Below are 20430 nucleotides of genomic sequence, written 5' to 3' on the forward strand. Positions count from 1 at the left end.
TCCCTTACAAATCGTGGTGCAGGTACTCTGCCTGTTTCGGCAGGCGCAGGCTGAACAGGAACGCCACGGCCATCATGCCGGTGACGTACCAGTAAAAGGTGTTTTCCATGCCCAGGGACTTGAGGCCCAGCGCCACGTACTCCGCCGAACCGCCGAAGATCGCGTTGGCCACGGCGTAAGCGAAGCCTACGCCAAGGGCGCGTACGTGGGGCGGGAACATCTCGGCTTTGACCAGCCCGCTGATCGAGGTATAGAAGCTGACGATAGCAAGCGCCAGGGAGATCAGCACAAACGCCAGGAACGGGTTTGTCACGGTTTTCAGGGTCATCAGGATCGGCACCGTGCACAGGGTGCCAAGGGCGCCGAACCAGAGCATCGAAGTGCGCCGGCCGATCCGGTCCGAGAGCATGCCGAACAGCGGCTGCATGCACATATACACAAACAGCGCGCCGGTCATGATGTAGCTGGCGGTCTTGGCGTGCATGCCGGCGGTGTTCACCAGGTATTTCTGCATGTAGGTGGTAAAGGTGTAGAAAATCAGCGAGCCGCCGGCGGTGTAGCCGAGCACGGTGATGAATGCCCCTCGGTGATCGCGGAACAACGCGGCTATGCTGCCGGCGTCCTTGTCCTGGCGCACTTGCGTGCTGGCGGTTTCCTTAAGGGTGCGACGCAGCAACAGGGAGATGACTGCTGCAATGGCGCCGATTACGAACGGAATGCGCCAGCCCCAGGCATGCAGCTCTTCGTCGCTGAGAATCTGTTGCAGGATCACCAGCACCAGCACCGCCAGCAGTTGCCCGCCGATCAGGGTCACGTACTGGAACGAAGCGAAGAAACCGCGCTGGCCCTTGAGGGCGACTTCACTCATGTAGGTGGCGGTGGTGCCGTATTCGCCCCCCACCGACAAGCCCTGGAACAGCCGCGCCATCAGCAGCAGCACCGGCGCCCAGACGCCGATGTCCTTGTAGGTGGGCAGAAAGGCGATAACCAGTGAGCCGGCGCACATCATCAGCACCGAAATCATCATCGAGTTCTTGCGCCCGTGCTTGTCGGCCACCCGGCCAAACAGCCAGCCACCGATGGGCCGCATCAGGAACCCGGCGGCGAACACACCGGCGGTGTTGAGCAACTGCACCGTGGGTTCGTCCGAGGGGAAAAACGCCGGGGCAAAGTAGATGGCGCAGAAGGCGTAGACATAGAAGTCGAACCATTCGACAAGGTTGCCGGAGGACGCGCCGACGATTGCAAAGATACGTTTGCGGCGTTCTTCCCCGGTGTAGTGAATCGTTGTTGTTGTCATGGTTTTTTACTCAGTGGGACGGGTATAGCCTAGACATACTTTGCAACAACCATGTCTTGCAAGAAGAGTTTGAGGAGGTTCTGACTCAAAGGGCCTCATCGGGAACAAGCCCCCTCCCACATTTTTGAATGTATTCACCAATCAAAATGTGGGAGGGGGCTTGTTCCCGATTGGATGTCAGGCCAACTCAGTAATCGAAAAACACTGTTTCCTTGTCGGTGCCCTGCAAAATCACATTCCACTGATACACACCGGCCCCATCCTGCTCGGCAATCAACGTCGCGCGCCGCTCGGCCGGCACACAGGCCAGCAACGGGTCATCCCCATTCAACGCCTCGCCGGCAAAATAAATCCGTGTAAGCAAGTGCTTCACCAGGCCCCGTGCGAATACCAGCACCACCAGGTGCGGCGCCTGGGTCGTACCCTTGAGCCCGGGAACGCTGCCCGGCTTGATCGTGGTAAAGCGGAACCGCCCTTCGGCATCCACCGGCACGCGGCCGAAGCCTTCGAAGTTCGGGTCGACGGGTTTGGCCTGCTCATCCTCCGGGTGGTCGTACTTGCCGGCGGCGTTGGCCTGCCAGACCTCCAGCATGGCGTCGTTGACGACATCGCCGTTGCCGTCCACCACTTGCCCGCTGATCGCCACGCGGTCGCCCAGCGTGGCGGCGACGGTCAAGTCCTCGCGGTTCAGCCAGGTCAGGCCGATATGGTAGTAAGGCCCCACCGTGTGGGACGTGGTTGCATACAGGCTCATCTCATTTCTCCATCGGCGTGGCGTCGCGGCCGCGCAGGACGATGTCCCAGCGGTAGCCGAGGGCATAGGAAGGAATGGTTTTTTCCAGGTCGAAGCTGGCGATCAGGCGCTGCTTGGCCGAGGTGTCCGGCACGCAGTTGTAGATCGGGTCGTATTCCAGCAGCGGGTCGCCGGGGAAGTACATCTGCGTCACCAACCGGGTCAGCACGCTGGGGCCGAACAGCGAAAAGTGGATATGCGCCGGGCGCCATGCGTTGTGGTGATTGCCCCACGGGTAGGCACCGGGCTTGATGGTCTGGAACTGGTACCAGCCATCGGCGTCGGTGACGGTGCGGCCGGTGCCGGTAAAGTTGGGGTCCAGCGGCGCATCGTGCAGGTCGCGCGGGTGGTTGTAGCGGCCGGCGGCGTTGGCCTGCCAGATTTCCACCAGAATGCCCGGCACCGGCAAACCGTTTTCGTCCAGCACACGGCCATGGATGATGATGCGTTCGCCTTGCGGCTCGCCGTCATGCTGGGCGGTGAGGTCGTTGTCGGTCTCATTGACCCGCTCGGCGCCGATGCTCGGGCCGGTGATTTCCGACAGGGAATGGGGCAGGAACACCAGCGGCCGGGACGGCGAACGCAGGTTCGTCGACTGGTAGGCCGGGTGCAGGTAATCAGGTTGAGTGCCCGCTTGCGGGCGCCGGTAACCGGGCTTGTCACTCATGGAGCAATCCTCTCTTATTAGACGCGTTCAATCGCCAGGGCCAAACCTTGGCCGACGCCCACGCACATAGTCGCCAGGCCTTTATGGCCTCCGGTTTTTTCCAACTGATGCAGGGCTGTCAGTACCAACCGCGCACCGCTCATGCCCAACGGATGGCCAAGCGCAATGGCGCCGCCGTTTGGGTTGACCTGCGGCGCGTCGTCGGCAATCCCCAGCTCACGCAGTACCGCCAGGCCCTGGCTGGCAAAGGCTTCATTGAGTTCGATCACATCGAAATCGCTGACGGCCAGGCCCAGGCGCTCCACCAGCTTGCGCACCGCCGGCACCGGGCCGATGCCCATCACACGCGGCGCAACACCGGCGCTGGCCATGCCCAATACCCGGGCGCGGGCCGTGAGGCCGTGTTTTTTCACCGCGTCGGCGGACGCCAGAATCAGCGCCGCCGCACCGTCGTTCACGCCTGACGCGTTGCCGGCGGTGACGGTCTTGTCAGGGCCGTTGACCGGCTTGAGTTTGGTCAGGGCCTCAAGGGTGGTGTCCCGTGGATGCTCATCGTGCTCCACCAGGGTTTCGCCTTTTTTATGGGCGACCCGCACCGGCACTATTTCTTCGGCAAAGAAGCCGGCAGCCTGGGCAGCGGCCGTGCGTTGCTGACTGCGCAGGGCAAAGGCGTCCTGATCGGCGCGGGACACGTTGTAGTCATCGGCAACGTTGTCGGCGGTCTGCGGCATCGCGTCCACGCCGTACTGGGCTTTCATCAAGGGGTTGATAAAACGCCAGCCGATGGTGGTGTCTTCAAGCTTCATGTTGCGCGAAAACGCGGCGTCGGCCTTGCCCATCACGAACGGTGCACGGGACATCGACTCGACGCCGCCGGCAATCGTCAGCTCCATTTCGCCGCTGGCGATGGCGCGAAAGGCAGTGCCGATGGCGTCCATGCCCGAGGCGCACAAGCGGTTGAGGGTTACGCCGGGAATGCTCTGCGGCAGGCCGGCCAGCAACAGCGCCATGCGCGCGACGTTGCGGTTGTCTTCGCCGGCCTGGTTGGCGCAGCCGAGAAACACCTCGTCCACCGCGTTCCAGTCCACCGACGGGTTGCGCTCCATCAGCGCCTTGATCGGCAGCGCGGCCAGGTCATCGGCGCGCACCGTGGACAGGCCACCGCCAAAGCGGCCGATGGGGGTGCGAATGGCATCACAGATAAATACGTCGCGCATCAGGCTTCTCCAGGCGCTTGGCCGTGGGCGGCGGCCGTGCGGGCTTCAAGGTCACGCAGGGCGGTCAGTTCGACCTCTGTCGGTGCGGCACTGGTGTCGACCTGATCGGCAAAGCGAATCGCCCAACCGGTGGCGGCCATTACTTGCTCGCGGGTGACCCCGGGGTGCAGCGCGGTGACCACGAACTCATGGGTGCCCTCTTCCGGTTCCATGATGCACAGGTCGGTAATAATGCCCACAGGTCCGGCACCCGGCAGGCCCAGGCGCTTGCGTGAATCACCGCCTTCGCCGTGACCGACCGAAGTGATGAAGTCCAGCTTGTCGACAAACGAGCGCGCCGACTGCTTGAGGATGATCAGCACGCTTTTGGCGGAGCCGGCGATTTCCGGCGCGCCACCGGCACCCGGCAGGCGTACTTTGGGCTGGTGATAGTCACCGACCACGGTGGTGTTGATGTTGCCGAAACGGTCGACCTGGGCCGCACCGAGAAAGCCGACGTCGATGCGTCCGCCTTGCAGCCAGTAGCGGAAGATCTCGCCGGTGGGCACCACGGTGTCAGCGGTTTCCGCCAGTTCGCCATCGCCGATGGACAGCGGCAACACGGAAGGCTTGGCGCCAATCGGGCCGGACTCGTAGATCAGCACCACATCGGGCGATGAGGTCAGGCGCGCCAGGTTGGCGGCCTTGGACGGCAGGCCGATGCCGACAAAGCATACCGAGCCGTTCTTGAGGCGGCGCGCGGCGGCGACGGTCATCATTTCGTTGGTCGAGTAAGCCATTACTTGGCCTCCTGCGCGGTGGCCAGCTTGGCCTGGAATTCACTGAAATCGGCAGTGCCGTGGATGTATTCGTCGATCCAGGCGGTAAAGGTCCCACGGTCGCGGGCAATCGGGTCCCACGCCTGATAGAAACGATTGTCGCGCTCGTTGTAGCCGTGGGCGTAGGACGGATGTGCGCCGCCAGGTACATGGCACACGGCGGTCAGGGCCCAGGTCGGCAGCACGCAGCTGTTCATCGGCGCATTCAGGTCGTCGACGATTTCCTCGACGGTAACGATGCAGCGCTTGGCTGCCAGGGCCGCTTCCTTCTGCACACCGAGAATGCCCCAGAGCAGCACGTTGCCCTTGCGGTCGGCTTTCTGCGCATGAATCACCGTGATGTCCGGGCGCACCGACGGCACCGCCGCCAGCACTTCGCCGGTAAATGGACAGGTCACGGTCTTGATCAGCGGGTTGACCTTGGGCAGGTCGGAACCGGCGTAGGCGCGCAGCACCGCGAAGGGCAGCCCGGAGGCTCCTGCAACGTAGGCGTTGGCGAGGTCTGCATGGCTGTGTTCTTCGATCTCCAGCGGCTGCGGCCACTGTTTTTCCACCGCGTCACGCAAGCGATGCAGAGAGCCCACACCCGGATTGCCGCCCCACGAGAAAATCAGCTTGCGCACACAGCCGGCACCGATCAACTGATCGTAGATCAGGTCGGGCGTCATGCGCACCAGCGTCAGGTCTTTCTTGCCCTGACGAATGATTTCATGGCCTGCGGCCGTAGGGATCAGGTGGGTGAAGCCTTCGAGAGCGACGGTGTCGCCGTCGTTCACGAAGCGCTTGACCGCATCACGCAGGGTGAGAATGTCAGCCATGGGGTGGGGCTCCCGGTGTGGATCGAAAAAGGCGCTGAGGTGGCGCCGAAGTGCCTGAAGATTAAGCCGAGGGCATGGCGCCAAACAATCCGATAATCGACTAACCGTTCGATAATCGAACATTTGTTAGCGAGCTAACTCAATCCAATGTGGGAGGGGGCTTGCTCCCGATAGGATTGTGTCAGCCCAGGATGTGCTGACTGATACACCGCTATCGGGAGCAAGCCCCCTCCCACATTTTTAAACGCCACCAGCCCTCAAGTGGCATCCGCATGGCTGACCATGCCCTTGATGATCACGGCCGCAGTGGCCAGCGCGGCCGGGATCACCAGCGCAGTCAGCACCTGCTCGAAGTTCCAGCCCAGGCCCAGCAGCGTGGCGCCCATCCATGCACCGAGGATCGCGCCGAACCTGCCGATTCCGAGCATCCACGACACCCCCGTGGCGCGGCCCTGCGTCGGGTAGAAACGCGCGGCCAGAGACGGCATCGCCGATTGCGCGCCGTTGACGCACATCCCGGCAATCAGCACCAACGTCGCCAGCAGGGTGATATTGCCCAGGCTCTGCCCTACTGCGTAGGCGAAGACCCCCGCCAGCAGGTAAAACGTGCCGATGACCTTGTGCGGATTGAAGCGGTCCATCGCCCAGCCCACACCGACCGCACTCAACACGCCGCCGAACTGGAACAGCGCGCCGATGAAGGCGGCCTGCTCCATGCTGGCGCCGCTGTCGCGCATCAGGGTCGGCAGCCAGCTGGTGAGCAGGTACACAATCACCAGGCCCATGAAATAGGTAAGCCACAGCAACAAGGTGCCGGCGCTGTAGGTGCCGGAGAAGATCACCGCGAACACGTTGCGTGCCTTGACGGTTTTTTGCTCGGGCACACTGAAGGCGCTGGCCTGGGCGACCACCGTGGGCTCGATGGGAGACAGCGCTTCGCGCACCTTGTCGGTGCCGCGATTGCGCACCACCAGGTAGCGCGCCGATTCGGGCAGCCACAGTATCAGCGCCACCACCAGGACCAACGGCAGGATGCCGCCGATCATCAACAAGGCGTGCCAGCCGAACGCCGGAATCAGCTTGGCCGAGATAAACCCGCCACCGGCCATGCCCAGGTTGAAGCCGCAGAACATGCTGGTCACCAGCAAAGACTTGTGGCGCTCGGGGGTGTATTCGGACAGCAGGGTGGTGGCATTCGGCATGCCGGCGCCCAGGCCCAGCCCGGTCAGAAAGCGCAGCACCAGCAGTTGGTCGACATTCGAGCTGTAAGCCGACGCCAGGCTGAAGGCGCCGAACACCAGCACCGCCCCCACCAGCACAACCTTGCGTCCGAAGCGATCCGCCAGCGGCCCGGAGCCGAGGGCGCCGAACACCATGCCGATCAACGCGGCGCTCATCACCGGGCCGAGGCTGGCGCGATCAATACCCCAATCCTGGGACAGCGCCGGAGCGATAAAGCCCATGGCGGCAGTGTCGAGGCCATCGAGGAAGACAATCAGGAAACACAGGATCACCACACGCCACTGGTAGCGTGACAGTGGCTGGGCATTGATGAAGGACTGGACGTCCAGGGTGGAGCCAACAGAAGGTTGCGTCATTATTGTTATTCCACACCGATGGCGGGCCAACGACCTGAGGCCGTCATTATTATTGGGTGCGCCCGGAAGCGCTGCCGCACCTTAATCAGCGCGGGCAAAGACCGTCAATTCATCGCGCCCGGATCTGTGCGGTCACCGAACAGCTTAGGCAAACAGTTGGGTACTCAGCTCGCGACTGGCACTGAGCATGCTCGGCAGGAAACGCTGCTCCAGCTCGCTGCGACTGACCCGCCCGGCATGGGTGCTGACATTGAGCGCGGCCAATACCTGGCCGGAGGCGTCGTACACCGGCACGGCGATGGAACGCAGGCCCTGCTCGAGTTCCTGATCGACGATGCACCAGCCTTGCTGGCGCACCTGTTGCAGGCATTCGAACAGCGCTTGAGGAGTGGTCAGGGTGCGACTGGTCTTGGTGGGCAGGTCGGCATGGTCGAGGTAATCCTGCAGCGAAGCGTCGTCCAGCGCCGCCAGGAGGATGCGGCCCATGGAGGTGCAGTAGGCCGGCAGGCGCCCGCCCACCGACAGGTCTATCGAAATCAGGCGTTGCGTGGTGGCGGAACGGGCAATGTAGAGAATGTCGTCGCCTTCGAGCGTGGCCATGTTGCAGGCTTCGTGCAGTTGCTCGCTCATGCGGTCCAGGTACGGCTGGGCGGACACGGCCAACGGGGTCGACGACAGGTAGGCGTGGCCCAGGGTCAGGACTTTGGGCAACAGCGAATAGGTGCGCCCATCGGTGGTGGCGTAGCCGAGCTTGATCAGCGTGTGCAGACAACGGCGCACGGCGGCGCGGGGGATTTCGGTGCGATGGCTGATCTGGGCGATGGTCAGGTGGCGCTTGCGCTCCTGGAACGCCTGCACCACGGCCAGACCGCGGGCCAGGGAGGTCATGAAGTCCGGATCGCCGGTGAACGCCTGGATGCGCTTGGCCGGTGAAGCCACGATTGGCGGCGCCACCGATGCGAAGGCGTTACGCAATTGGTCGTTCATTTGGGGTCCTTTTTTCTTGTTCTGCAAGCGCAGGGAGGGCTGCTCGCCATTACAAACCGCACCGACCCGGCAGACAAGACGAGGCCGGCGTCATTGGGCGATTATCGGACGAGCAGTCGATTATCGCAATTTGTCCCGCTATAACGCCTTGAATTAATCTGTCTTCATCGGCGATGAAAACAACTAGTGATGACGTCAGCTTCTTCAGCCAATACTGACTCCTGTGTAACAAAACCCTCACACGAAGTTAGGGCTTTTTAACTTTATGCCAGTAGTGTTATTCAAATGCGCCGCTATAATGCAGGCTGTGCAGAGGTCAGCCCGGTATCAGTATCGGCTTTGGAGCTCGCCTGACGGCGCCCGTTGAGTGCTTCGTCGGTTACACGCAAGGTGTTAAACGAAGTCCTCTCGGGCATTAATGTTCCACTTGAACGGTTCAACTGTTCAATTCGAACCCTCGATCGCGAGTTTCTGCCTTATCGCTGCACATTAATTAAACTCAACTCAATTAGGTAACAACTGTGACGAAAGACGAACTGCGCGCGGAACTTGAGCGCCAGGAACAACGTTACAAGGACGTTTACGGCGGGGAAGTCACCACCTACGCCGCGCAGCCTGAGCCGGAGCGCAAGCCTTGGCGCAAGCGTGCCAGCTTGCTCGATCAGGCATTTGCTCAGGAAATCGAGAAGATTGAACAGGAACTCAAGGCCGAAGAGTCATAAGTCCTTCGGTGTGGGCGTCTAGGGTGTTGCAGTCTTTGCCGGTCGAGCGTCGGCTGAGAGCACCTGTCTTTTCCTGCATTTCAGTTAGCGGCCTACGGCCCTCTGGGAATTTTCATACAAATGTTTCAGAAGTGACGATTTTGTGACAAAACCGCGTCATTGCAGCCCCGCGCGTTATAAATCAACGACTTGTCAAAGCCCCGGAAACGCTGGGATGCGCGCATTTCCCACAGATTTTTTCCGGGAAGATTGCTACCGATGAGCAGCTAGTGCATCGATTACCGAGGTTTTCTGGCATAATCGCGCCCCCTTACGACCGGGTCAGAAAACCTTCATGATCGATTTATTCAGCGGACTGGATGCGTGGGTGCTAGTGAGCCTGTTGCTCGCCCTGGCCTTTGTCCTCGCCTTCGAGTTCATCAACGGCTTTCATGACACTGCTAACGCGGTGGCCACAGTCATCTATACCAAAGCCATGCCGCCACACCTGGCCGTGTTCTTCTCCGGGGTGTTCAACTTCCTCGGCGTGCTGCTCGGAGGTGTGGGTGTCGCCTACGCCATCGTGCATCTGCTGCCGGTGGAGTTGCTGATCAATGTGAACACCGGCCACGGTCTGGCCATGGTCTTCTCCTTGTTGGCAGCGGCGATCACCTGGAACCTGGGCACCTGGTACTTCGGTATTCCGGCTTCCAGCTCCCACACGCTGATCGGCTCGATCCTCGGCGTCGGCCTGGCCAACGCCCTGATCAACGATATTCCGCTGGCGGACGGTGTGAACTGGCAGAAGGCAGTCGATATCGGCGCCTCGCTGGTGTTCTCGCCGATGGCCGGTTTCATCGTCGCAGCCCTGGTGCTGATCGGCCTGAAGTGGTGGCGTCCGCTGTCAAAGATGCACAAAACCCCGGACCAGCGCCGCAAGCTCGACGACAAGAAACACCCGCCATTCTGGAACCGCCTGGTGCTGGTGATCTCGGCCATGGCCGTGAGCTTCGTGCATGGCTCCAACGATGGTCAGAAAGGTATCGGCCTGATCATGCTGGTACTGATCGGCATCGTGCCGGCGCAGTTCGTTCTCGACCTGGGCAGCACCACCTACCAGATCGAACGCACCCGCGACGCCACCGTGCATTTGAGCCAGTTCTACCAGCGCAACAACGCCACCCTTGGCGAGTTCCTGGCACTGGGCAAAAGCGTGAAGGGCGACCTGCCGGGCAAGTTCCAGTGCAACCCGCAGCAGACCGAACCGACCATCAATGCGCTGGTCGACACCTTGAAAGGCGTGTCCGACTATCATTCGCTGAGTGCCGACCACCGCATCGAAGTGCGTCGCTACCTGCTCTGCCTGGACGACACCGCGAAGAAAGTCGGCAAGTTGCCTGGCCTGGATGCGCGTGAGAAGTCCGACCTCGACAAGCTGCGCAAAGACCTGACCGCCACCACCGAATACGCGCCGTTCTGGGTGATTCTGGCAGTCGCCCTGGCCCTGGGCCTGGGCACCATGGTGGGCTGGAAGCGGGTGGTGCTGACCATCGGCGAAAAGATCGGCAAACAGGGCATGACCTACGCCCAGGGCATGTCGGCGCAGATCACCACCGCCACCATGATCGGCTTCGCCAACATCTTCGCCTTGCCGGTGTCGACCACCCACGTATTGTCGTCGGGCGTGGCGGGCACCATGGTCGCCAATAAAAGCGGCCTGCAAGGTGGCACGGTCAAGACCATCCTGATGGCCTGGATATTGACCCTGCCGGCAACCGTGGCCCTGTCGGCCGGGTTGTTCTGGCTGGCGTCCAAGGCGCTGGGCAGCTGATAAGCCGCCGGCAATAAAAAAAGGTGCGATCCGCAAGGGTCGCACCTTTTTTATTGGCTGCACCGAATCCTGTGTGCAGAGCGAACTCATTGTGGCGAGCGGGCTTGCCCCGCGTTGGGGGGCGAAGCGCCCCTAATCAAGGAAAACCCGGTGTACCTGACGCTGCGCAGAGCCTGGTTTTGGGGCTGCTTCGCAGCCCAACGCAGGACAAGCCTGCTCGCCACAGGGAATCTGCGCTTCGACGATTCGACTTGCCCGCGAAAGCGGTGGGTCTTCAACATCAATGTTTGCTGGGCCGACGCCATCGGGAGCAAGCCCCCTCCCACATGTTGTACAGCGTTCGGCAGACCATTCCGGTCGGCTCTCAGGCCGGCGCGCCCTTGATCTTGATCTTAGGCGCCCCGTCAAAGACGCTGGCCGAACGCAGGTTTTGGAGCGTGGCCCACGCTCCACAGCCTGCGTGAGGGCACACCGAGCCTAGGCGAGGTGCCGAGTGTTGGGGCAGGAGCGTTTTGCTTACTTTTGCGCTTTTCAAAAGTGAGCCGCCGTAAGGGCGGAACCCTAAGTCGTCGTTACCGCAGAAACAGATATGTACACCGAAAAGTCGCACCGCTCGTTGCTTCGAGCATCACACTGGCTTAACTGAACGGCATAGGGCTTGCCACAGGGATGGGGTCACCCCGCAAATACTCGGCAGCTGAATTTCAGGTAAAAAAAAGGCGACCGAAGTCGCCCAAAATGCCTTGCGTGCCCTGTAATCCGCAAAGACCTTTGCGGATAAACATCAATAGGGCCACGTTAACGGAGACGGTGGAGCGAGGAATTGACCGGGGTCAATGGATGCACATTGTTTCAGCGCTTTTTCGGCTTGCCCTTCGGTTTTTTCTTTGGCTTTGCCAAAGGCATTGCCTGTTCAAACGCCTGGCGCACTTCATTCAAGCGCTTGTCATTGAGGTCATGCACGCGCTTGGCACGTTCGGCATTCAGATCGATCAGCTTGTCATCGTCACTCATGGCTTGGCTTACGTTGTGGCGGGGATGGCGTAATAATGCGGCCTGCCCCGCGTGACCGCAAATACACCTTCACACCTCGACATCCACCCACAGCCCCTGACGTGGCTCATCCTCGATCAGAGGGATGACGGGAACGGTGTTGTCGGCGTTGAGCACATCGCCTGGAATCGCCAGATGCTGTTCCGGATCTTCATCGGCTTCGCGGCGGCGCTTCTGCTGTTCCTGCTGGCGGCGTTGTTCTTCACGCAGGAGGAAATTCGACTGCTCAGCGTCGCCCTTTTTCAGGTCGATGGTGCTTTCGTTGGAACTCGGCTGTACCGGCACCACGGGCGGGATATCCGGCTTGGGCCTTACCGGGTCCAGTTGCGACGTGACCGGTACGACGCTGACGGGCAACATGGGTGGCAGCATAATAATTACTCTCCTGATCTTCAGGCTGTCGGCGCGCTGCGCACCAACTTGAGCGCAGCATCGCCAACCTGTGACTCAGTCGACACTCACAAGTGCCCGCCACCCGTCGATTGAAGGCACGCGCGCCCACTCAAACGGAGTAGTTTTCGTCAGAGTCCTTGGGGGTCGGACCTTGTTCCGTTAAGATAGTCGGCTTTTTCACGGCGGGAGTCAGGCAGCATGTCGCAGCAGTATCAACCGGGGCAACGCTGGATTAGTGACAGCGAAGCAGAGCTGGGGTTAGGCACCGTTCTGGCACAGGACGGACGCTTGTTGACCGTGCTCTATCCGGCCACTGGCGACACACGCCAGTATGCGCTACGGAATGCGCCCCTCACTCGCGTGAGGTTTTCGCCGGGGGACTCCATCACCCATTTCGAAGGCTGGAAAATGACCGTACAGGAAGTCGACGACGTCGACGGCCTGCTGGTGTACCACGGCCTCAATGGGCAGAACGAGCAGGTCACCCTGCCGGAAACCCAACTGTCGAACTTCATTCAGTTCCGCCTCGCCAGCGACCGCCTGTTCGCCGGCCAGATCGACCCGCTGGCCTGGTTCTCGCTGCGCTACCACACCCTGGAACACACCAGCCGCCAATTGCAGTCCTCGCTGTGGGGCCTGGGCGGCGTGCGTGCGCAACCCATCGCGCACCAGTTGCACATCGCGCGTGAAGTCGCCGACCGCATCGCGCCACGGGTATTGCTGGCCGATGAAGTGGGCCTGGGCAAGACTATCGAAGCGGGCCTCGTCATCCATCGCCAGTTGCTGTCGGGCCGCGCCAGCCGCGTGCTGATCCTGGTACCGGAAAACCTGCAGCACCAGTGGCTGGTGGAAATGCGCCGCCGCTTCAACCTGCAGGTGGCCCTGTTCGACGAAGAACGCTTTATCGAAAGCGATGCCTCCAACCCCTTCGAAGACACCCAGCTCGCGCTGGTGGCGCTGGAGTGGCTGGTGGACGACGAGAAGGCCCAGGACGCGCTGTTCGCCGCCGGCTGGGACCTGCTGGTGGTCGACGAAGCCCACCACCTGGTCTGGCACGAAGAAAAAGCCAGCCAGGAATATTCGCTGGTCGAACAACTCGCGCAAGTGATCCCGGGCGTGCTGCTGCTCACCGCCACCCCGGAGCAACTGGGCCAGGACAGCCACTTCGCGCGGCTGCGCCTGCTCGACCCGAACCGCTTCCATGACTTGCACGCCTTCCGCGCCGAGAGCGAGAACTATCGCCCGGTGGCCGAGGCCGTGCAGGAGTTGCTGGACAAGGGTCGTCTGTCACCCAAGGCGCACAAGACCATCCAGGGTTTCCTCGGCAACGAAGGCGAAGCGCTGCTGACCGCCGTCAACGATGGCGACAGCGAAGCCAGTGCGCGCCTGGTGCGTGAGCTGCTCGACCGTCACGGCACCGGCCGCGTGCTGTTTCGCAACACCCGCGCCGCCGTGCAGGGTTTCCCGGAGCGCAAGTTGCACGCCTACCCGCTGCCCAACCCGGACGAATACATGGAGCTGCCGCTGGGCGAACACGCCGAGCTGTACCCGGAAGTCTGCTTCCAATCGCAGCCGGACGTCGAGGAAGAACACCGCTGGTGGCGCTTCGACCCGCGCGTCGAGTGGCTGATCGACCAGCTCAAAATGCTCAAGCGCACCAAGGTCCTGGTGATCTGCGCCCACGCCGAAACCGCCATGGACCTGGAAGACGCCCTGCGCGTGCGCTCCGGCATTCCGGCCACGGTGTTCCACGAGGGCATGAACATCCTCGAGCGCGACCGCGCCGCTGCCTACTTCGCCGATGAAGAATTCGGCGCGCAGGTGCTGATCTGCTCGGAAATCGGCAGCGAAGGCCGCAACTTCCAGTTCGCTCACCACCTGGTGCTGTTCGACCTGCCGTCCCACCCCGACCTGCTGGAGCAGCGCATCGGCCGTCTGGACCGGATCGGTCAGAAGCACATCATCGAACTGCACGTGCCGTACCTGGAAACCAGCCCGCAGGAACGTCTGTTCCAGTGGTACCACGAAGCGCTGAACGCCTTCCTCAACACCTGCCCCACCGGCAACGCCCTGCAGCATCAGTTCGGCCCGCGCCTGCTGCCGCTGCTGGAGAGCGCCGACGACAGCGAATGGCAGGCCCTGATCGACGAGGCCCGTGCCGAGCGCGAGCGTCTGGAGCAGGAACTGCACACCGGTCGCGACCGCCTGCTGGAGCTCAACTCCGGCGGCGCGGGTGAAGGCGATGCGCTGGTGGAGGACATTCTGGAACAGGACGATCAGTTCGCCCTGCCGATCTACATGGAAACCCTGTTCGACGCGTTCGGCATCGACAGCGAAGACCATTCGGAAAACGCGCTGATCCTCAAGCCCAGCGAGAAAATGCTCGACGCCAGCTTCCCCCTGGGCGACGACGAAGGCGTGACCATCACCTACGACCGTAACCAGGCACTGTCGCGCGAAGACATGCAGTTCATCACCTGGGAACACCCGATGGTGCAGGGCGGCATGGACCTGGTGCTGTCGGGCTCCATGGGCAACACGGCGGTGGCGCTGATCAAGAACAAGGCACTCAAGCCGGGCACCGTGCTGCTGGAACTGCTCTACGTGAGTGAAGTGGTCGCGCCGCGTGCGCTGCAACTGGGTCGCTACCTACCGCCGGCGGCGCTGCGCTGCCTGCTGGACCCCAACGGCAACGACCTGTCCGGGCGCGTGTCGTTCGAGACCCTCAACGACCAGCTCGAAAGCGTGCCACGGGCCAGCGCCAACAAGTTCATCCAGGCCCAGCGCGATCAACTCACCCCGCGCATCAACGCCGGCGAAGAGAAGATCAGCCCGCGTCATGCCGAGCGTGTGGCCGAAGCCAAGCGCCGCCTGGCGGCGGACACCGACGAAGAACTGGGGCGTCTGACCGCGCTGCAGGCGGTCAACCCGACGGTGCGGGACAGCGAGCTGGTGGCGCTGCGCAATCAGCGCGAGCAAGGCCTGGCGATGCTGGACAAGGCCGCGCTGCGACTCGAAGCGATCCGGGTGCTGGTGGCGGGTTGATTGCCACCCTGCCCTGCTGACAGGAAGGCCCGCACCGTGCGGGCCTTTTTTATTCACTTGGGAATATCAGGGACTTTGACGGCCGCATCGGGAGCAAGCCGCCTCCCACATTTTTTGCAGGTATTCACCGCTCAACCTGTGGGAGGGGACTTGCTCCCGATAGAGTCAACCCGGCCTCAAGCCACCACCGCATCCGGCACCCCAACAGCTCCCAGCCCCTCCTTCATCTTCTTGGCATCGCGCACAAAGCTGCGCGACGCCTGAAACAGAAACAGCATGGTCAGAAACAGCGCCACCGGAATCAGGTACATGGCGTCATGCAACCCGACTGCCTTGTAAGCCTCGGTCATCTGCTGCGCCCCCGCCGCATACATCGCTGAATGCGCAAAGTGATCGGACAGCCCGCCCACCACAATCGGCCCCATCCCACCGCCCAGCAGGTACAGTCCGGCGAAAAACAGCGCCATCGCCGTAGCGCGCAAACGCGGTTCGACCACGTCCTGGATCGCCGTGTACACGCAGGTGTAGAAGTTATACGCAAACAGCCAGCCCACACTGAACAGCGCCACGAACACGCCAATCTCGATGCGCCCGGCATGCAAGGCCCAAGCGGTGGTGACGGTGGAAATGATCAGGCTGAACGCCGCAAACAACAACCGCCCGTTGGCGACCCGCTGGTGAATCTTGTCGGCCACGCAGCCCCCCAGCGTCAGACCCACCAGCCCCGTCAGGCCGACGATTACGCCGGTGGCCACTGCAGCCTCCTGCAGCGGCAGCAGAAAATAGCGCTGCAGCATCGGCACCAGAAACGAGTTGCACGCATAGGTGGCGAAGTTAAAGCACAGCCCGGCCAGCACCAGCCAGAGGAAGGTCGGCACCGCCAGCACGCGGCGAATCGGGCGGTCGATATGTTCCTGAGAGACTTGCACGGTTTCCGCCGCGCCGCGCTTGGGTTCCTTGATGTAAAACATGAACACCGCAAGGATCATCCCCGGTACCGCCGCAATAAAGAACGGCGCGCGCCAGCTGTCGAACGCCTTGACCATCCAGCCGATGGTAAAAAACGCCAGCAACAGGCCCAGCGGCAGGCCGAGCATGAAGATGCCCATGGCCCGCGCCCGCCGGTGCGCCGGAAACAGGTCGCCAATCAGCGAGTTGGCGGCCGGCGCATAACTGGCTTCGCCGATGCCGATGCCCATGCGCACCAGCAGGAAAGTCCAGAAACTGCCGACCAGACCGTTGACGGCGGTCAGCCCGCTCCAGGCAAACAGGCCCCAGCCCATCAGTTTGCTGCGTGAGCCGGTGTCGGCCAGGCGTCCGAGTGGCAGGCTGGCAATGGCATACACAAGGGTGAACGCGGTGCCGATGATGCCGAGCTGGAAGTCGCTGAGGTGCCATTCCATACGAATGGGCTCGATGATGATCGCCGGAATGGTGCGATCGAAGAAGTTGAACAGGTTGGCCAGGAACAGCAGGAACAGAATGCGCCAGGCATTCGCCGCTTGGGTCGAGTTCTGCATGGGGTCCGTCTCTTTTTATTGTTATGAGCGCAGCGATGCCCGATGCATCCTGCTCAGGTCACTGCAACATAGTCAGGCAAGCGGCGCTTGTCTGTAATGATTCGTAAAGCTGATAGGGCATGATGTGACCCGGCGTTCCGGGACTTTTCCTACAAAAAATATAAGTGCGTCCCCTCTTCCCAACGGCCACGGCCCGGATAGAATGGCGAGCCTTCCCGTTGTACCTCCCCCTTACCTTTCTTATCGATGACGCCCATGTCCGAAGCCAGTCCGTGTCTGAATTGCGGTGCCTGCTGTTCATACTTTCGTGTGTCTTTCTTCTGGGGTGAGTGCGCCTCATCCGGCGGCACGGTGCCCGATGACCTGGTGGTACAGATCAACCCGACCCGCGTGGCGATGATCGGCACCGACCAGAAACCCGCGCGTTGCTGCAGCCTGGAGGGTGAAGTGGGCAAAGGCACCAGCTGTTCGATTTATGAACTGCGCTCGAGCCCGTGCCGCGAGTTTGACGCGTCGTGGAGCCAGGGGGAGCAGAACGTCGATTGCGATGCGGCCCGCGCGGCGTTCGGCCTGTTGCCACTGGAAGCGCCCCCTTCGAACTGGCGTTGCCCATCAGCGCTTAGCACCAAACGTTATGCCCGGCATGCCAAAATCAAATGAAAGCAATATGCCATTACGCCTTGCGAATTCCATGAGCCTTCTATACTCGTCTCCATAGGTCATCGCCGTAGGCCGTGACGCAACTACGCAATGACGGGACATGCTATGGAATGGCTGGGTCTGCACTTTTTCACCGACCTACCGCACAACGGTCACTTATTACTCAATTGCAGCCATAACCCTTTTCTGGTGCTGCTGGCCTACCTCGTCGCCTGTGCGGCCGGTTTCGGCACGCTGGACATGGCCGAGCGCGTCGGCCACGTCGAAGACCCCACCGCGCGTCGCCACTGGCGCTGGCTGGGTGCCGGGTGCCTGGCGGGCGGCATCTGGTCCACCCACTTCATCAGCATGCTGGCCTTTCAGGTGCCGATCGCCATTCACTATGAACTGATCACGACGTTCGTCTCACTGCTGATCGCACTTGTCGCGTCGCTGTTCGCCATGAAAACCCTCAGCCACGCGACCCTGCGCTTTGATCAGTACCTGCTGGCGTCGCTGTGGATGGGCATGGGCATCGCGCTGATGCACTACGTGGGCATGGCGGCCATGCGCTCCCAGGCCCAGGTGTATTTCGGCGCCGGGCTGTTCATGGCCTCGGTGGCCATTGCTATCGGCGCCAGCCTCGCGGCCCTGTTGCTGTCGAGTTACCTGCGCAACGGTGCGGGGGTGTTTCACCAGTTGCTCAAATACGCCGCCAGCCTGGTGCTTGGCGCCGGCATCATCAGCATGCATTTCACCGGCATGGCGGCCATGCAGATGGTGGTGCCTGCCGGGGCCGACCTGTCCGCACCTTCGGACAATAATCCAATCCAAATGGGCCTCTCGGTGGCAGTGATCACGCTGCTGGTGATCGGCAGCAGCATCAGCGCCGCCCTGGCCGACAAGAAACTGCAGCACAAGGAGCGTGACCTGCGGCGGGTCAATGCACTGCTCAGCGAACTGGACCAGGCGCGGGCTTCACTGCAGCAGGTGGCCCATTACGACGCACTCACCAGCCTGCTCAACCGCCGGGGCTTCAATCAGATCTTCGCGGAGAAGCTCGCGGAGAAAACCGCTGCCAGTGGCATGATGGCGGTAATCTTCCTCGATATTGACCACTTCAAGCGCATCAACGACAGCCTCGGACACGACGCCGGCGACCAGTTGCTGACCGTGCTGGCCAGCCATATCAAGAGTTCGGTGCGCAGCCATGCCGATGTGGTCGCGCGCTTTGGCGGCGATGAATTCTGCATCCTCATCAGCATCCACCACCGCGACGAAGCGCGGCACCTGGCCCAACGCATCATGCAGCAGATGAAAGAGCCCATCGAACTGGCCGGGCGGCGCATGGTGATGACCACCAGCATTGGTATCAGCCTGTTTCCCGATGACGGCGTAACCTGCGAAGAACTGCTGAAAACCGCTGACCTGGCGCTCTACCAATCCAAGGATGCGGGGCGCAACAGCCTGAATTTCTTCAGCGCCAACCTGAAAACCCGCGCCTTCCTCGAGCTGCAGCTGGAGGAAGAGTTGCGCGCAGCCTTGCGCGAGCGCACGGGACTGGTGCTGTTCTATCAACCGATCTTCGACATGAAACTGGGCAAGGTCACCCGCCTGGAGGCACTGGTGCGCTGGCAGCACCCGCAACACGGCCTGCTGGCACCCGACCGTTTTATCGGGATCGCCGAAAGCAATGGGCTGATTGCCGAACTGGATAACTGGGTGTTGCGCCAGGCCTGTCACGACTTGAGTGTTTTTTCCGACAAGGGCTATGGCGAACTGAACATGACCGTGAACTGCTCGGCGCTGAACCTGGCACGTGATGAGTTGGCCGATGAAGTCGAGGACGCGCTGCGTTTCAGCGGGATCGCCGCTACCCGCCTGGAACTGGAAGTCACGGAAAATGCGTTGATGGGCAATATCAGCAGCACGCTGGCACTGCTGCGGCACATTCGTGCGCTGGGGGTATCCCTGGCCATCGATGACTTCGGCACCGGTTATTCGTCCCTGGCGTACCTCAAGCGACTACCGCTCAACACGTTGAAGATTGACCGCTCGTTTATCCAGGACCTGCCCAAGTCCGCCGCCGACATCGAGATTGTCCAGGCCATTATCGGGATGGCGCACACGCTGCATCTGAACGTGGTAACCGAGGGCGTGGAAACCCAGGCGCAGTTCGACTTATTGCACAAGCATGGTTGCGATTTTATCCAGGGCTATCTGTTGAGCCCGGCGGTGCCCGCGAACGAGGTGATTGGGGTGATTCAGGGGATTCACCTGCGTAATCCACTGGCGCCCGAGGCTTCGCTGGTCAAGGAGCCGGCGCCGAACCAGCCGGGACCTGCTGCCCTGGTCAGGCCGATTCGGTGACGCTGCGGGTATTCAATGAGGGCTGCGGCGCCGTTTATATTTTCGCGGACAAGGCCGCGCCCACAATTTGACCGCATTCGTCCTTCAGGAATGCGATCACGTGTGGGAACGGGCTTGCTCGCGAAGACAATCTGACAGCCGACCAATAATGATCGCTCTGCCACATTCTGAAACAATCTCTACCGACTGCGCTCCCGCTCAAAACTGTTCCCGTGACGTTAACGTCACCCTATCTGTGACCTTTTGCCACGGCAAGGTGCCATCACCGCTGCAGCGGTTACTCCGCTACACACTTCACCCGCGAAAAATAACGCACCTTTTCTGTGCGGCTATTTATTGCGCCGCCCTTTCCTGGATCAGAATCCACGGCGAGACCACCACCGCCCACAGGCTCGGGTCGCGCTCCACCAGGTCCAGCGCCCGCGTCGCAGACACTTCGCCAAGGTGCCCTGCGGCCAGCCAGGCGGCGACTTTGTCGCGGTTATCCTCGGCCATTCCCTCAGCGGCCTCGATCAAATCCAGGCCGGCATCGACCCACAATAGGGCACCCTTGGCGAAGAACGGCTCGAGCTCCTTCCAGGATATTTCGGCGGTTTCACCGAGCAGCTTGGCATAGAGGGTGCTAGGTTCTTGCGTCATGGGAGTTCACCTGAAGAAAAAATCGGCGCAATCATAACGTT

Annotated in this window: 17 protein-coding genes; 5 read left to right on the plus strand and 12 right to left on the minus strand. The window is 61.6% G+C overall.

Going from position 1 to position 20430, the window contains the following annotated elements:
- Positions 1–4: 4 nt before the first annotated feature.
- From ACXX81_RS16070 to pcaR, 8 genes are all read right to left on the minus strand, one after another.
- A complete protein-coding gene (locus tag ACXX81_RS16070) occupies positions 5–1300 on the minus strand; it encodes an MFS family transporter (RefSeq protein ID WP_209989727.1) in 1296 nt (431 codons plus the stop codon).
- 187 nt (positions 1301–1487) lie between these two features.
- Positions 1488–2054 (minus strand): protocatechuate 3,4-dioxygenase subunit alpha, encoded by a 567-nt coding sequence (gene pcaG, locus ACXX81_RS16075; RefSeq protein WP_458572034.1) that lies wholly within the window; start codon positions 2052–2054, stop codon positions 1488–1490.
- Position 2055: 1 nt separating this feature from the next.
- Positions 2056–2760 carry a protocatechuate 3,4-dioxygenase subunit beta gene (gene pcaH, locus ACXX81_RS16080; protein ID WP_209989722.1) on the minus strand — a complete coding sequence of 235 codons (705 nt, stop codon included), beginning with the start codon at positions 2758–2760 and terminating at the stop codon, positions 2056–2058.
- A gap of 17 nt (positions 2761–2777) precedes the next feature.
- Positions 2778–3980 (minus strand): 3-oxoadipyl-CoA thiolase, encoded by a 1203-nt coding sequence (pcaF, locus tag ACXX81_RS16085; protein ID WP_209990721.1) that lies wholly within the window; start codon positions 3978–3980, stop codon positions 2778–2780.
- Positions 3977–4756, minus strand: coding sequence for a CoA-transferase subunit beta (locus ACXX81_RS16090; RefSeq protein WP_209989718.1), 780 nt, complete (start codon positions 4754–4756; stop codon positions 3977–3979). The genes pcaF and ACXX81_RS16090 overlap by 4 nt, the downstream gene beginning before the upstream one ends.
- A complete protein-coding gene (locus tag ACXX81_RS16095; RefSeq protein WP_209989716.1) occupies positions 4756–5613 on the minus strand; it encodes a CoA transferase subunit A in 858 nt (285 codons plus the stop codon). Before ACXX81_RS16095 ends, ACXX81_RS16090 begins: the two co-directional genes overlap by 1 nt.
- A 257-nt stretch (positions 5614–5870) precedes the next feature.
- Positions 5871–7211 (minus strand): 4-hydroxybenzoate transporter PcaK, encoded by a 1341-nt coding sequence (pcaK, locus tag ACXX81_RS16100; RefSeq protein ID WP_209989713.1) that lies wholly within the window; start codon positions 7209–7211, stop codon positions 5871–5873.
- A 144-nt stretch (positions 7212–7355) separates the two neighbouring features.
- Positions 7356–8198 (minus strand): pca regulon transcriptional regulator PcaR, encoded by an 843-nt coding sequence (pcaR, locus tag ACXX81_RS16105; protein ID WP_209989709.1) that lies wholly within the window; start codon positions 8196–8198, stop codon positions 7356–7358.
- Positions 8199–8719: 521 nt separating this feature from the next.
- On the opposite strand from pcaR, the gene ACXX81_RS16110 reads away from it, so the two are divergent.
- Together ACXX81_RS16110 and ACXX81_RS16115 are read left to right on the plus strand one after the other, a co-directional pair.
- Positions 8720–8920: a hypothetical protein gene (locus ACXX81_RS16110; RefSeq protein WP_003231079.1), complete on the plus strand. Its 201-nt coding sequence runs from the start codon at positions 8720–8722 to the stop codon at positions 8918–8920.
- A gap of 334 nt (positions 8921–9254) precedes the next feature.
- Complete coding sequence (locus tag ACXX81_RS16115; RefSeq protein WP_209989706.1) at positions 9255–10730, plus strand: inorganic phosphate transporter; 1476 nt, start codon at positions 9255–9257, stop codon at positions 10728–10730.
- Between the two features lie 852 nt (positions 10731–11582).
- On the opposite strand, the gene ACXX81_RS16120 is transcribed toward ACXX81_RS16115, so the two are convergent.
- Both ACXX81_RS16120 and ACXX81_RS16125 read right to left on the minus strand, forming a co-directional pair.
- The gene (locus ACXX81_RS16120) at positions 11583–11744 is read right to left on the minus strand and encodes a hypothetical protein (RefSeq protein WP_209989703.1); all 162 of its coding nucleotides are present in this window, start codon (positions 11742–11744) and stop codon (positions 11583–11585) included.
- Positions 11745–11813: 69 nt separating this feature from the next.
- On the minus strand, positions 11814–12155 hold the full coding sequence (locus ACXX81_RS16125) for an aspartate-semialdehyde dehydrogenase (RefSeq protein ID WP_209989700.1): 342 nt from the start codon (positions 12153–12155) through the stop codon (positions 11814–11816).
- 219 nt (positions 12156–12374) lie between these two features.
- Between ACXX81_RS16125 and rapA the strand changes: the two genes are divergently transcribed.
- Entirely contained in the window at positions 12375–15221 is a 2847-nt protein-coding gene (gene rapA, locus ACXX81_RS16130) for an RNA polymerase-associated protein RapA (protein WP_458572035.1), read from the plus strand.
- A 176-nt stretch (positions 15222–15397) separates the two neighbouring features.
- On the opposite strand, the gene ACXX81_RS16135 is transcribed toward rapA, so the two are convergent.
- Complete coding sequence (locus tag ACXX81_RS16135; protein WP_458572036.1) at positions 15398–16741, minus strand: spinster family MFS transporter; 1344 nt, start codon at positions 16739–16741, stop codon at positions 15398–15400.
- A gap of 255 nt (positions 16742–16996) precedes the next feature.
- Between ACXX81_RS16135 and ACXX81_RS16140 the strand changes: the two genes are divergently transcribed.
- Positions 16997–17401 carry a YkgJ family cysteine cluster protein gene (locus tag ACXX81_RS16140; RefSeq protein WP_458572037.1) on the plus strand — a complete coding sequence of 135 codons (405 nt, stop codon included), beginning with the start codon at positions 16997–16999 and terminating at the stop codon, positions 17399–17401.
- Between the two features lie 105 nt (positions 17402–17506).
- Positions 17507–19750: a putative bifunctional diguanylate cyclase/phosphodiesterase gene (locus ACXX81_RS16145; protein WP_458572038.1), complete on the plus strand. Its 2244-nt coding sequence runs from the start codon at positions 17507–17509 to the stop codon at positions 19748–19750.
- Between the two features lie 333 nt (positions 19751–20083).
- Here ACXX81_RS16145 and ACXX81_RS16150 read toward each other — a convergent pair whose 3' ends face one another.
- Positions 20084–20389, minus strand: a complete 306-nt coding sequence (locus ACXX81_RS16150; protein ID WP_057007837.1) for a DUF2288 domain-containing protein — start codon at positions 20387–20389, stop codon at positions 20084–20086.
- Positions 20390–20430: the final 41 nt, after the last annotated feature.

It is taken from the genome of Pseudomonas sp. GNP013 (genome assembly GCF_054343995.1).